Source organism: Thermodesulfovibrio yellowstonii DSM 11347 (assembly GCF_000020985.1).
GTDB classification, from domain to species: Bacteria; Nitrospirota; Thermodesulfovibrionia; order Thermodesulfovibrionales; family Thermodesulfovibrionaceae; genus Thermodesulfovibrio; species Thermodesulfovibrio yellowstonii.
On sequence record NC_011296.1, the window covers coordinates 363,710 to 378,180 of the forward strand.

General features: G+C 32.9%; 12 protein-coding genes. All 12 read right to left on the minus strand.

Going from position 1 to position 14,471, the window contains the following annotated elements; translation table 11 throughout:
• Positions 1-55 precede the first annotated feature (55 nt).
• On the minus strand, positions 56-1,030 hold the full coding sequence (locus THEYE_RS01880; protein WP_012546529.1) for a CfrBI family restriction endonuclease: 975 nt from the start codon (positions 1,028-1,030) through the stop codon (positions 56-58).
• A complete protein-coding gene (locus tag THEYE_RS01885) occupies positions 1,030-2,457 on the minus strand; it encodes a DNA methyltransferase (protein WP_012545124.1) in 1,428 nt (475 codons plus the stop codon). The genes THEYE_RS01880 and THEYE_RS01885 overlap by 1 nt, the downstream gene beginning before the upstream one ends.
• Positions 2,454-3,128: a RadC family protein gene (gene radC, locus THEYE_RS01890; protein WP_012545736.1), complete on the minus strand. Its 675-nt coding sequence runs from the start codon at positions 3,126-3,128 to the stop codon at positions 2,454-2,456. The genes THEYE_RS01885 and radC overlap by 4 nt, the downstream gene beginning before the upstream one ends.
• The gene (metG, locus tag THEYE_RS01895; protein ID WP_012545288.1) at positions 3,125-5,053 is read right to left on the minus strand and encodes a methionine--tRNA ligase; all 1,929 of its coding nucleotides are present in this window, start codon (positions 5,051-5,053) and stop codon (positions 3,125-3,127) included. The genes radC and metG overlap by 4 nt, the downstream gene beginning before the upstream one ends.
• Entirely contained in the window at positions 5,040-5,804 is a 765-nt protein-coding gene (locus tag THEYE_RS01900) for a PSP1 domain-containing protein (RefSeq protein WP_012546016.1), read from the minus strand. The genes metG and THEYE_RS01900 overlap by 14 nt, the downstream gene beginning before the upstream one ends.
• A gap of 19 nt (positions 5,805-5,823) precedes the next feature.
• Positions 5,824-6,783 (minus strand): DNA polymerase III subunit delta', encoded by a 960-nt coding sequence (holB, locus tag THEYE_RS01905; RefSeq protein WP_012545713.1) that lies wholly within the window; start codon positions 6,781-6,783, stop codon positions 5,824-5,826.
• Positions 6,773-7,402, minus strand: coding sequence for a dTMP kinase (tmk, locus tag THEYE_RS01910; RefSeq protein WP_012546833.1), 630 nt, complete (start codon positions 7,400-7,402; stop codon positions 6,773-6,775). Before tmk ends, holB begins: the two co-directional genes overlap by 11 nt.
• On the minus strand, positions 7,395-8,390 hold the full coding sequence (locus THEYE_RS01915) for a uroporphyrinogen decarboxylase/cobalamine-independent methonine synthase family protein (RefSeq protein WP_012546406.1): 996 nt from the start codon (positions 8,388-8,390) through the stop codon (positions 7,395-7,397). Before THEYE_RS01915 ends, tmk begins: the two co-directional genes overlap by 8 nt.
• Before the next feature lie 5 nt (positions 8,391-8,395).
• Complete coding sequence (locus tag THEYE_RS01920) at positions 8,396-8,611, minus strand: hypothetical protein (RefSeq protein WP_012546486.1); 216 nt, start codon at positions 8,609-8,611, stop codon at positions 8,396-8,398.
• Positions 8,612-8,623: 12 nt separating this feature from the next.
• On the minus strand, positions 8,624-8,719 hold the full coding sequence (locus THEYE_RS01925; protein WP_084205599.1) for a 30S ribosomal protein bS22: 96 nt from the start codon (positions 8,717-8,719) through the stop codon (positions 8,624-8,626).
• A gap of 81 nt (positions 8,720-8,800) precedes the next feature.
• Positions 8,801-12,970 (minus strand): acyl-CoA dehydratase activase, encoded by a 4,170-nt coding sequence (locus tag THEYE_RS01930; RefSeq protein WP_164924811.1) that lies wholly within the window; start codon positions 12,968-12,970, stop codon positions 8,801-8,803.
• Positions 12,960-14,405 carry a menaquinone biosynthesis decarboxylase gene (locus THEYE_RS01935; protein WP_012545977.1) on the minus strand — a complete coding sequence of 482 codons (1,446 nt, stop codon included), beginning with the start codon at positions 14,403-14,405 and terminating at the stop codon, positions 12,960-12,962. The genes THEYE_RS01930 and THEYE_RS01935 overlap by 11 nt, the downstream gene beginning before the upstream one ends.
• Positions 14,406-14,471 lie beyond the last annotated feature (66 nt).

Consider the following 14,471-nt stretch of genomic DNA (forward strand, 5'->3'; position numbering starts at 1 on the left):
GACTTTTTGAAAAATTTTTATTTTGCATTATTAGAAACTTTTTTCTTCTAAGTAATTATTTCGTCCATTCTTTCAGTTTTTTTACAATTTTTAGATCCTCTTGTTCTTCCCGCCATTCTCTTATTATTTTATTTATGCTTTTTTCTAATTCTTCCGCTGACATTTCTTCTGGCTTATTACATGATACACCATTTGAGCTAAAAAATTCGTAAATTTTAAATAAAGGATTTTTTTGTCTAAATTCAATTACAGTAATACCTTGATTTTTTGCTTCGTCTTTCATCATTTCTGTTAATTTATCTGTTAAAAATAGATTGACATTTCTCGAAAAAGCTTCATCTCCAATTTCTGGATTACCGATTCCGAGTAATTTTAATTCAACAGTCAAAGCTTCATTTTTATCATTGAGCACGATTGCATCTATTTCTCTGTTTTTGACTAATCCTTTTTTCTTCATTTCCTCATTTGTTAATATATATCTTTCATCGGGTATATTTATCATTTTAAATATGACGAATAATAAGCCTTTTTCAGTTTTCTTCCCTACTTCGCTCCAAGCTCCTCCTTGAATTGTTAATTTCATAGCTGAAATGATGTTCATAAAAAATAAACTTTCAATGTAATCTAGACTAATCTTTTCTTTGTCTTTTTCTATATTGATTATCATTTGATATAAATCTTCAGAATTCTCAAATTCTTCTAATAATAATTGTAAGGCTTTAATATTTTTCTTGCCTAAATCTAAGCATACTCTTTTTGCTGATGTTCCTCCTGTCATATTTTTTACAGTTTTATCATTAAGTCCGCCAAACCATAATAGCTTGAATTTATTATTCTTCCCTTGTTTTTTATAGGTATCATCCAGGAGTTTTTCAAGCCAATTATTGCCTTTTCTTTTATATTCAAATATTTCTGAAATTAACTTTTGTGCTTTATCAAGAAATCTTTTATTTATTGTTGCTAATACATACGTTCTATAATCCTGTCCTGTAAGAACTGAATGGACTATTTTACCTATTAATTCTTTCATTACTCTTTGATCCTTATATCTTCTGGGATTTTTTCTATTGCCTCTGATATTTTATCAATATTTTTTAATAATCTCTCATTTGAAGGTTTTTTACCTCTGGTAGAAGTTCCAGGATTATTTTTTATTTGTTCTTTAAAATGTAACATTAATTCTTTCACTATTTGAGAAACAAAGTTATCATCATTTGCAAATATATGGGTTTCCTCTTTTTTTTGCATTACTACAATATACTCTTCATCAATTTTACCAATATCTGCACTGGTATATTTTCTCGTTTTATCAATGTTTCTAAAAATCGTTTTTATTGGGATAAATCCGATTTTTTTAGCCATTTCTGTAAAGAACTTATGGCTTTCAATTAATTCATATTCCAAACTTGAATTTCCTACAACAATTACACAAAATTTATCTCTCTTTAAAACCCTATTCATTTCTATCATTGATCGGAGCATATCTCCTAAGTATTCAGACAATAATCTAAATCTATTATTTATAAAATGGGAATGCCCCCCTATTTCATGTTTTCTGAAAAGATCAAAATCCATACCAAGCCATAACATATTGTACATGTGAACTCTATAATAATCTAAAGCATTAACATAAGGTGGAGATGTTATGATTAAATCTATTGAATTATTTTCTATTGATAAATTTCTTGCATCACCACAAATAACTTTAACATCGGGAGGGTCTTTAATAACTTTAGACATCTGGCTAAGAATCTGCTGCATAGATTTTATTTTTTTAATAAATAATTCATCCACATTAATACCGTTTCCGTTCTCTACCAATGACCAAATTGTTGATGACAGAGCAATTCTTCCTAAGTCAAACAAGTCATAATACCCTTCTTCTTTAATTTCTATTAGAGTCTCTCTTATAATTTCTAATTTTGAAATTATGGTTTTATTAAAAATCTTACTTACTTTTCTATTGGGAAGACCATTAATTGTTCTATCTATGTTTCTATAATCTAAATCTAAATATTTTTTCATTTTTATTAACTTTTCATTAAGATATTTAAATTCATCCTTTTTAATTAAAGTTGTTTTAACTTTCGCTATCAGAGCAGCAAGCGGATTCAGGTCGTTTCCAATAGAATTTCTATCGTTTAAAAAAGCCTCTACCAATGTAGTACCACAACCGCACATAGGATCCAAAACTCTTTCTCTTTCTTTTGTAAAAAGTTTTATAAAAGTTAAAGGAATCTGAGGTATAAAACGAGCAGGATAGGGATGAAAAGTGTGAGTTAGATATTGAGTTGAAAAACTCTTAAAGTCCCAATCAATGTTCTCTAAAATTTCTAAGGCTTCGTCAGAAGAATACTTTTTTTTATTTATTAAATCCAAATAATTCTGCTCATTTGAAAAACTCTCTAAAATCAATTGATTTGAATTTTTAAAAAGCATTTTCCTATCAATCTTCAAACTACTCCCCTCTCCTTCATACTAAAATATTTTCCACTACCTATGATTACATGGTCAAGGATGGGGATTTCAAGGATTTCTGAGGCTTTTTTGAGTTTTTTTGTTATCTCTATGTCCTGCTCACTGGGCGTTGGGTCTCCGCTTGGATGATTGTGTATAAGAATTACTGCATAGGCTGATTCTTTTACTGCATCTTTAAATACTTCTCTTGGATGAATTAATGATTGATTGAGAGTTCCTTCGGAGACTTTTACTTCCCTGATTAGTCTTAACTTTGTATCAAGTAAGAGGGTTATAAATACTTCCTTTTTTAATCCATTAAGTTTCGGAAAGAAATAGTTATAAACAATTTCAGCAGAGTTAAAAAACTGTTCCTGAGATTTTTCACACAGTGCTCTTTTACCAAGTTCAAAGGATGCTTTAATTTGGGCTATTTTGGCAATGCCAAGTCCTTTAAAAGATTTAAGTTCACTTATAGATGCTTCCTCAAGACCCCTTAGACCACGAAAATTTTGCAGAAGTTCAATTGCTGTATCAATAACAGTTTTTCCATTTGAGCCTGTTCGTAAAACTATGGCAAGTAACTGAGCGTCACTTAAAGCTTCCGCTCCATGTTTGATAAGCCTTTCTCTCGGTCTTTCAGTCTCTGGCCATTCTCTGACAGAGTTCATTTTATTCCTGCGCCAGCATTTACCTCTCTATCAATGGTTAGTATTGATATTTTCCCATCCTCCCCTGTTGCTGCAAGAAGCATACCTTGAGATTCTACTCCCATAAGCTTTGCTGGCTTAAGGTTGCTTAAAACCACAATTGACCTGCCTATGAGTTCCTCTGGTGAGTATTGCTCTCCAATCCCTGCAACTATCTGTCTTTCCTCTCCGATGTCAACAATAAGCTTTATTAGTTTCTTTGAACCTTTAACTCTTTCTGCTTGAAGCACCTTTCCAACCTTGAGCTTAATTTTCATAAAATCTTCAATGCTTATAAGGTCTTCCACCTTTGCCTCCTCTCTTTTTTCCACTTTCATCTGTTCTTCAGTTTTAATCTCTATTTTTGGGAAAAGTTGTTCAATTTTTTCTGTCTTTACCTCTTTTATATCAAGTTCCCATTTAAGCATTTTATAATCAATAATGTAATCCCTTAGTCCAAGTGCATACCATATTTTATTTGCTGTTTCAGGCATAAAGGGATAGAGAAAGACTGTAATTATTCTGATAGCATTCCATATATTGAAAAGTATCAAAGGAAGTCTTTCAGGTTCTTCTTTTAATACTTTCCAGGGTTCTGTTTTTGCAATATAGTTGTTTGTTAAAGAGATTGCCTGCCATATTTTTTCAAGAATAATGTTAAATTTGAATTCATCCCACAAGATTTCATTATTAATTTCCTCAATTAATGACTTAAAGGAAGATAAAAATTCATTGTCAGAGTAGAGATTTCGCGTGGCTTCGCTCCTCGGAATGATAGAGTTTATTTTTACAGCACCTTTCATATACTTTTCATTCATTACAAGAAATCTGTTAAGTAAATTCCCAAAATCATTGGCAAGGTCATTGTTAATTCTTCTAATCAGAGCTTCTTCTGAAAAATCACCATCAAGTCCAAAGGATACTTCTCTAAAAAGAAAATATCTGAAGGCATCTACGCCATATTTTTTTATGACCTCAGAGGGATTTACAACATTTCCAAGAGATTTTGACATCTTTTTACCTTTTACTGTCCACCATCCATGAGCAAAGATGTTTCTCGGAAGTGGAAGTTCAAGTGCCATAAGCATTGTAGACCAGTAAACAGCATGAGTTGTAAGAATATCTTTGCCAATAAGATGATGGTCTGGAGGCCACCACTCTACATTTTCTGGAGCGAGATATTTCAAAGCTGAATAGTAGTTAACAAGAGCATCAAACCATACATATGTAGTATAGTTTTCATCAAATGGCAGAATTATTCCCCACTCAAGCCTGTGTTTTGGACGGGAAATACATAGATCACCAAGAGTCCTATTTTTAAGAAAACCTAAAACCTCATTTTTTCTTGTTTCAGGAAGAATATAGGAGGGATTTTTTTCAATGTGCTCAATAAGTGCTTGTTGATACTTTGACATGAGAAAAAAGTAGTTTTCCTCTTCAATAAATTCCACATCTCTTCCACAGTCTGGGCATTTTCCTTCTACTAAATCCTTTTCTGTCCAGAATCTCTCACAGGGGGTGCAGTACATTCCAGAGTATTTTCTTTTTACAATCTCTCCTTTATCATAAAGCCTCTGAAGGATTTCCTGAACAATCCTTTTGTGTTCTTCATCAGTAGTTCTTATAAAAGCGTCATTGCTTATATTTAGTCCCTTCCATAATGTTTTGAAATTTTCAACCATAATATCAGCATGTTCCTTAGGAGTTTTACCTTTTTGCAATGCAGCTCTTTCTACTTTCTGCCCATGCTCATCTGTTCCTGTAAGAAAAAAGACTTTTCTACCTTTAAGTCTCATATACCGTGCCAGTATGTCTGCTGCTATTGTAGTGTAGGCATGTCCAATATGAGGGATATCGTTTACATAGTAAATCGGTGTGGTGATATAAAATCCTTTATTTTGATTCATCTTTTCCTCCAGAAGTCTCCTCTGTTGGCTCTTCATCAGTTTCTTTTATGATAAAAGATAACTTTTTAAATTCAGGTTCTTTTTCTTCTTGTGTAATGATTTCTTCATCCTGAATTATTTCTTCTATTTCGCCGTAATATTCATGCCTTAGACAGCATTTTAACCTTCCGCAAACACCTGAGAGTTTTGATACATTAAGCACCATTTCCTGATCTTTAGCCATTTTTAGAGAGATTGGTTTAAAAAAGCTAACAAAGGTCTTGCAGCATATTTCCCTTCCGCAAACACCTATTCCACCGAGAAATTTTGCTTCATCTCTAACCCCTATCTGTCGCATTTCTATTCTTGTTTTGAATTTTGCTGCGAGGTCTTTAACCAGTTCTCTAAAGTCTATCCTTCCTTCTGCAGTAAAGTAAAAAATTATTCTTTTTCTATCAAGAGCAGATTCAACAACTAAAAGTTTCATGGGTAGCTTTCTCTCACTTATTTTTTCAAGACAAAAATCCCATGCATCTTTTTCCAGAGAGATGTTTTTTTCAAATGTTTCCATATCTTCTTGAGTTGCTTTTCTGATTACAGGTTTGAAAGAATTTTCATTGTCAGAGGATACTTTTACAACATAACCTAAGGTCAATCCAAAATCACCTTCTACAACAACAAAATCACCTTTTTTTAATTCCATCTCCAGATTATTCAAGTAACGGTAGACTTTGCCAAATGGTCTAATTCTTACATATACAACGTTATTCATTAAAAGTCTCCTTATTGTTCTAAGTTGATGATTTCCTGTTTTCTGAAGAAGTTATTAGGTTATTGATACAGGAAACCAGATAGTTCCATAGTATTGATTTATTTAAATTTAAATCAATGTTTCTTTTAATGTTTTGTACCTCCTCATATAGATTGAAAATTTCTTGCACAGATATATTTTCTTTTAGTTTAAAATCTAAAGGTAAAATCAGGCAACAATCTGAAGAAACTTTGTTTATAAGCTTAATAAGAGAGTCTCTAAGAAAAATACATAAAAAATCTATCCACCACTTAATTTCTTCGTTGTCTTTCCAGATAGCTTTTTTATTATTTTCTTTAATGTTTTTTAATGTAGCACTAAACCATTGAATATCTTTTAGTATATCCCTTGACATAAAAAGTCCAGGCTTTCCCATAATAATTCTGAAAAAGGATTCCTGCTGCATATCGGGTATAATTTTTTTTATTGCATCAATTGAAAGCGGTGTAAAATAGACTTTAAAGCATCTTGAAATCAATGGTTCGGGTAAATTATGAATATTTTCACAGATAAGAATTATTGTGGTCATGAAAGGCGGTTCTTCAACTGTCTTAAGAAATGCATTTGCTGCTGCATTGTTCATTTTATGTGCTTCTTTTATAATAACAACCTTGTACTTCCCTTCAAGAGGTTTTAAAGAAACAAACTCTTCAACTTCTCTTATAGTATTTACTGTGATTACGTCTTTTTCAGGAGCTATTATTTTAATATCAGGATGTAACCTTTGCTCAATTTTTTTACATGAGTCGCAACTATCGCAGGAGTCTTCATTTTCAGAATTCAAACAATTTAATGCCTTTGCATAGGCAATGGCTGTTGATGTCTTTCCAATATAGGCATCTCCTAAAAATAATAAGGCATTTGGAATTTTCTTTGTTCTTAATGTTCCTTTGAGCAGTTTTATAGCTTTTTCCTGAGATATAATTTTATTAAAGCCCATGTGATAGTATTGATTTAACTTTTCTATATATGTCTTCAGCTATTTTATCTATGGATTCAGTGGCGTCTAAAACAAAAAATCTTTTTTTATATAATTCTGCAAGCTTAAGATATCCTTGCCTTACTTTTTCATGGAAAGCTAAGTTTTCCATCTCAAATCTATCTTTTTTATTAATCTTCTGATTTCTTTTAAGTCCAATATTTGCTGGACAGTCAAGCAACACTGTTAAATCCGGCATGAATTCGTCAAGAACTATTTTGTTCAATTGTTTAATCAAATCAATTGATATACCTCTTGCATATCCTTGATAAACCAAAGTTGAGTCTGTAAACCTATCACATATCACAATAAAACCAGATTCAATGCATGGTTTTATTTTCTCCTCAATATGTTGGACTCTGTCTGCAAAATAAAGAAGAAGTTCACATAATGGATTTATTTTAATTTCTGAATTAAGAAGTATTTTTCTGATATGCCTTCCAGCTTCTGTATCTCCGGGTTCATATGTATATAAAACCTTCAATCCTTCTTTTTTAAGTTTTTCAGCAAGTAACTTTCCCTGTGTGGTTTTCCCAGAGCCCTCTATGCCTTCAAAAGTTATAAATATTCCTTTATTCATTTGTTAGTTTGATTTTTAATTTTTTAAGAAGTTTACAAACTCTTTCAGAGCTTAAGATATCAAGAGACCCCATCCCACAGGATGGAGTAATAATTGAGTTTTGAGTAATTGAAGGCAGGATTTTTGATATTTCCTCAATTTTTCTTACTGCCTGCTCAACTATTTCTTCATCGCTCAGAGCATTCAAATCATCGGTTGTTGGAATAAATCCCCATGCAATATAACCATTTTTAGTGATGAATTCTGCAATCTCATCTCTGTAAATTTTGAAAAAATCAAAAAAGGAAAATGCATCAAAACTCAGAACATCTATATCAATAGATAAAATTTCCTTCCAGTCAGTTCTTCCACAACAGTGAATTCCTACTCTAACACCCAGGGACTTAATAAAAGAAACAAGTTCCTTTATTAATCTTATTGCTTCAGACTGTTCAACAGAGATATATGCAGAAGTGCCAACTGCCTGAAGTATAGGCTCATCAATAAAAATAATGATTTTTTCAGCAAAATTTTTCAGAAAATCAATCTGCCATTTAGCTTTTGCTTTAAGATGCATGAGGGCGAGTTCTCTAAGAGTCTCATCAAAATAAATAATTTTACCTTCCTCATCTTTGAGAGAAAGAGTGAATGTTACAGGTCCTGTGATCTGTCCTTTAAAGATTTTTAATTTTTTACCATTTATTAGTTCTGTGATTCTGTAGAGTCCTATCGCATATTCTTTGCTTATAGGGGAAAATATATCTTCGTGATAGTTACTTAACCATTCAGTAATAAGTTCTTCATCTCTTTTGATGTAAACTTTACCCGAACTAAGAGTTATTCCTGGCAAACCTTCACAAAACTGTGTAATCATCTGTTCATTTTGAGAATATTTAGGCATTTGGGGCCAAAAGGGAATATCAAAATATTTTAAAATAAGTTCACAAGCAGACAAAACTTCAGTATGGGGCATGCTTCCTATGCCAGTTGTGCTAAATGGTTCAAACACTGTAATTACTCCATAGAACTCAGTTTTTTCAATATATCAGGAAACTCTTTTTTAAAATCAGGGAAAACTCTTTTTAAAAATAGTTTGATTGCCTTGATTTCCAAATCAATCTCTTCTATTTTGTTTAACTTTTTATCAATTAAATCAATCTTTTCTGATATGATTTTTATTTCTTTATCAATCAGGGCAATCTGTTCTTTTAAAATCAATAAATCTTTCATTTTTTATTCCTCTTATTTATTTCTTCTCTGTGCTCTCATTTTTTTACGAAGTTTTCTATATTTGTGTTTTTTTATCTTTTTCTTTCTCCACTTAAGAACATTACCCACTCAGTTCACCTCCTCTTTTTAAGTTTATAGACTGTTCAAAAACTTGTAATTTATTGAAAATCAACAAATTACAAGTCCAGATTACGTTTTTATAGTTTCTATGAAAGCTTCCAGCCACAGTTCATTTACTGTAGAATTTGTGCCATCAAATGCGAGTGATACAACAGGTATATTATAATCTCTTTGAATAAATCTTAACAAAGCAGTAACAATAGCACCAGGCATACACCCAAAAGGCATTGCGTTTATTATTCCACTTACTCCTTTTTTTATCAAATCAACGCTTTTACCAATACTCAAAATAGTTTCTCCTTCAAAGCTATCAGGAACGTATGGTGAAGCAAATTTAAAAAGTTCCTTTATAGAGGGTTCATGCAAAAATTTAAGTGTTTCTTTAAAGTTTGATGAAAATTTTTTCTCAACCCTCCATTGAAAAAATTTATTAATAAGAATTTTTATAATAGCAGATTTATCCTTTTTTATCAAGGCTTTTCTTAAAGCCATTTTATTTACATAATGAATCCACTCTTCAATTGGTGTGAAATAGACCTCTGCTCCTAAGGATTCAAGTCTTTTTATCAGATTTTCATTTGAAAATGAATGAGAACGGACAAATATCTCTCCTACAATTCCTACAAGAGGTTTTTTATCTTTGTATTTGGGAATATTTTCAAAATCTTTTTTCATATTGTTCATCAGATTTTCAATATTTCCATTTCTGCTCTTTAAAGCATCGCAAATTTTTGTAAGATAGTATTCATATAGAGATTCTGTTTCACCTTTATTTTTTTCATAAGGTCTTGTCTGTAGCAAAATTTTTATAAGCAATCCGTAGGCAACAATGCCTTGCCATGCTCTGAGAGAAAATTCACTTCCAGCAATATTTAAATCTTTGTAAAACTGAGCATCCTGTTGGGGTGAATAAACTGGCACATTGTCAAACCCTAATTTTTTAAGCATTCTTCTATGGGAAACATTATACTGTCCAAATCTACAAGGACCTGCACCAGAAGGCATAAAAAAAGCTGTTTTTTCTGGGTTGAAATCTCTTGAAAAAACAAGTTTTAACATATCCCCTAAGGTTACAACATAAGGGAAACATTCTCCTCCACCTATATATTTTCTTGCAAGTTCAATGGATTCTTTATCAGAGGGAGGCATTACTTCTGCATCAATTCCACAGTAGTTAAAGGCTGCTTTTAAAGCAAAGGCATGATCAGACATTCTGGGGATATATATTGTTCTTTTTGATAAATCTTTATTGGAAGTTTTGATTGATAAAGGAATAAATATTTGCTCGGATCGTTTTTCTTCTCTACTTTTTACACTGTCAATAAAAGCCTCAAGTCTTGTAACTATTCCTGCATCAGCACTATGTTCATCAATTTCAAGAATTAAATAGGGTTTCTGAAGCATTTCTTCTTTGAAATAATTTATTATGAACGAGTCAGGTCCACAGGAAAAGTTGGTTATAAAAAGGGGATATACTTCATCTAATTTGTGAAGAAACTTTGAGGCTCTGATTATCCTCTGCCCTGAACGCCAGTATAAATTGTTCCATTCATCCTTTATGTTTACGCTATCAAGAGGTAACATATCCATAGGAATTGGAAGGACATCAAGGCGTGTAAGCTTTCCTGAAATATCAAGGCTAACTGCCTGATCAAAGGAGTTATATGACCTGCCAATAATAACAACAGTTGCTTGTTGCCCGAGTGATTTATCTTTTGCTGTTTCAAGAAGTTTTAAACCTTCCTTCTGAAGGGAATTTACAAATTCTTTTTGCTTTTCTCTTGCAATAGATATTTTTGCATCAATGTTTTTTATATTTATAATTCCCTTAAAAGTCCTAAAAAGTTCCTTCTTTAAGTAATCAAATCCTCTTGAGAAATCTATTCTCGGTATCAGGATTTTTGCTTCATTAAATAGCTTTCTGCTTACATATGGGATTGTTTGCACAAGTGGGCATGCAAGTCCTCTTTCATACTCATCATAAAGGTTAAGATTTATAAAACTCGGAACAAATATTAAATCAATTCCTTTTTCAACTAAATCTGCTATATGGCCATAGGCTACTTTAAGAGGAAAGCATGCTTCAGATAAAACCTTTTCAACGCCTTTATTAATAATTTTTTTGTTTGTTTTATCTGAAATCCTGACATTAAACCCTAATTCCCATAAAAGTGTGCTCCAGAAAGGAAGATGGTCATGAAAGAAAAAAATGTAAGGAATTCCTATTACAGGTGCTTTTCTATCTTTATATTGCTTTTCGTATTCTTTATGTGTTTTCCAAAGCAATTCTTCTCTAAGCTTCACAGGGTCTGGAAGTTTAGATAAGAAATCCTGTTTTTCATATTTTTCGCATCTTCCTCCATAAAAAAGATTTTTTTCCTCGCCTTCTAATTTAACTCTGTTTATTTCACAATAATTAGGACAGCCTTTGCATTCAAAAGAAGAAATGGTGTATTGTTTATTTCTAAGTGAAAAGCCTTTAAATTTACTTTTTTTCCCATTTTTCATAAAGTCTTTAGCAAGCAGAGCGACTCCAATTGCTCCCATAACTTCATGATTGATTGGAATAATTAACTCGCATTCTTTGTCAATTTTGGATTTTAAAAAGTTCTCAAAAGCTGCAATGACAGCTTTATTAAAAGCAACACCTCCCTGAAAAAATATTTTTTTACCAATCGGTTTTCCTGCAACAACTCTATTAATGTAATTTTCCACAATACTATAACAAAGACCTGCAACAATATCCTCTTTGCGTGCACCTTTATGAAGGTTTATAACCAGAGAGTTTTCCATAAAAACAGTGCATCTTTCTCCAAGTCTACAAGGAGTCTCAGAAGCAAAAGCAAGCCTTTGAAATTCTTCAAGGCTTACTCCAAGTTTGTCAGCCTGCTCTTCAATAAAAGAGCCCGTGCCTGCTGCGCAGGCTTTATTCATTTCAAAATCTACCACCTTGCCATCTTTTAAACGTATATATTTTGAATCCTGTCCACCAATTTCAAAAATTGTATCAATGCTGCTATCATAATGAACTGCACCATGAGCATGGGCTGTGATTTCGTTCTTAATAATATCTGCACCTACGAAATCTGCAATCATGTAACGGCCTGAACCTGTAACACCAGCACCCTTAATTTTGATTTTTGGAAATTCTTCATTTAGCTCATTGAATCCTCTTTTAACAGCATCAATTGGTCTTCCAGCTGTAGGAAGATATTTTTTTGCAATAAGTTTTCCATCTTCATCTATAAGAACAATGTTTGTGCTTACTGAACCAACGTCAATACCAAGATAAGCAGAGTCAGACTGAAGGCTTGAGGCTGAAGATTGACAGCTATCATTTTTTCCATTCTGAACTACCGCAGGGTGTGCCAAGAATCTCTCTTTTTTAAGAGGGGGCAATCCATATTCAATCTCTGCTTTTATGCTACTAAGTTTGTCTATAATTTTCTCATTTAGATAAACACTGCTATGCTGAGCCTTTATTGCTGCTCCTATTGCACCAGTTACTTCAAAATGCTCAGGTATCAATATTTCATCAATGTTCAAAATTTTTTTAAATGCCTTTACCATTCCTTTATTTGCTGCTACTCCACCTTGAAAAGCAACCACTTGCTCAACAGTTCTTCCTTTAAACATGGTTGCCTTAAAGTTTCTTGCAAGAGCAAAGCAAAGTCCTGCAATTATATCTTCCACAGGGGTTGCAATCTGCTGTAGATGAATCATGTCTGATTTGGCAAAAACACTACATCTTCCTGCAATTTTTGAAGGTTTGTCTGACTTTGTTGCAAGTTCGCTGAATTCTTCTATTGTTAAACCAAGACGTTCTGCCTGCTGCTCAAGAAATGAGCCTGTGCCTGCTGCACATATGCTGTTTAAAGAAAAGTCCTTAATTCTTCCGCCTTTGTCAAGAAAAATAAGCTTTGAGTCTTCTCCGCCAATCTCAATAATTGTTCTTACCTGAGGATAAAAAAATGAAGTTGCTGTTGCCTGTGAAACAATTTCATTTACATAGGGAGCGCCAGCAGTCTTTGCAATAAATCTCCCTGATACACCTGTAAAACATATTTTTAAGTTTTTATATTTTGAAACAATATCTTTCAAAATATGAGAGACTATCTCAGCAGGTTTTCCAAAATGCTTCAAATAGAGTTTTTCAATAATGTTACAATCCTTATTAACAACTGCTATCTTAGCTGTTTCGCTTCCTACATCAATTCCAAGAAAAAAATCAGAATCCATACTCATGCCATCTTTTTGTGACAAGTTGTTTTATTTCTTCTGTTTGAGTAATTTCTTCGGGCCAGTCTCTCATCATGCCTTCTTCACGAGTTTTTCTTGTTGCATCAATTCCCATCTTGCCACCAAATCTTGGAAAGCTTGCAGAATGGTCAAGTTCATCAACAGGACCTTCAGAGATAATTATATCCCTTCGCCAATCAACATTATTTAGCACCTTCCATGCAGTTGTTGATAAATCCTGAACATCTACATCATCATCAACAACAATTATAAGCTTTGAAAACATCATCTGTCCCATGCCCCAGAGTCCATGAATGATTTTTTTACCATGTCCAGGATATTGCTTTTTTATAGAAATTATAGCTGCATTGTGGAATACTCCTTCCATTGGAAGATTCATATCTCTAATTTCTGGAAACTGCATTTTAAGCAAAGGTAAAAAAATTCTTTCTGTTGCCTTACCCATGTAACAGTCTTCCATAGGAGGCTTACCAACAACTGTTGCAGGATATATGGGATTTTTTCTGTGAGTAATACAAGTTATGTGAAAAACAGGAAATTTATCAACAGGTGAATAAAAACCTGTATGGTCACCAAAAGGACCTTCATCCCTTAATTCATTAGGGTCAACATAGCCTTCAAGAACAAATTCTGCATTTGCAGGCACTTCTATATCACAGGTTACGCACTTAACCATTTCTACAGGACTTTTTCTTAAAAATCCTGCAAAAACCATCTCATCTACACCATAGGGAAGGGGTGCGGTGGAAGAATAAATAACCGCTGGGTCAGAACCGATTGCCACTGCTACAGGCATTCTTTTACCGAGTTCTTTGTATTTTCTGTAGTGTGTTGCACCGTCTTTATGGATATGCCAGTGCATGCCTGTGGTTTTTGCATCATAGACATGCATTCTATACATTCCACAGTTTTGCTTGCCTGTGTCAGGATCACGGGTAAAAACCATTGGCAATGTGATAAATCTTCCTCCATCAAGGGGCCAGGTTTTCAATATAGGAAGCTTATCCAGATTCGGCTCGTAGTTAACCACTTCCTGACAGGGAGCATTTTTAACCCTTTTTGGTAAATACTTACTTATCTCAAGAAGGTCAAAGGCTGTTTTTATTTTTTCTTTAAAGGTTTTTGGCGGAGTTTGGTTAAGAAGCTTTTCTACTCTTTTTCCAACATCATCAAGGCTTTCCACTTCAAGGGAAAGGCACATTCTTTCAAAAGAGCCGAAAATGTTTGTCACGACAGGGATGTTTGAGCCTTTTACTTTCTCAAAAAAAAGGGCTTTTCCACCATGTGGTGATTTACACATTCTATCAGTGATCTCCGCAATTTCAAGAACAGGGTCAACCTCAACTTTAACTCTATGAAGAAGCCCTTTTGTACCAAGAACCTCTATAAAATCTCTCAAATCCTTATAAGCCATATTAAATTATTATCCATGCTAATTCAGTATTATGTCAATTTTAAGGTTGGTTGGTTTAGAGATGTT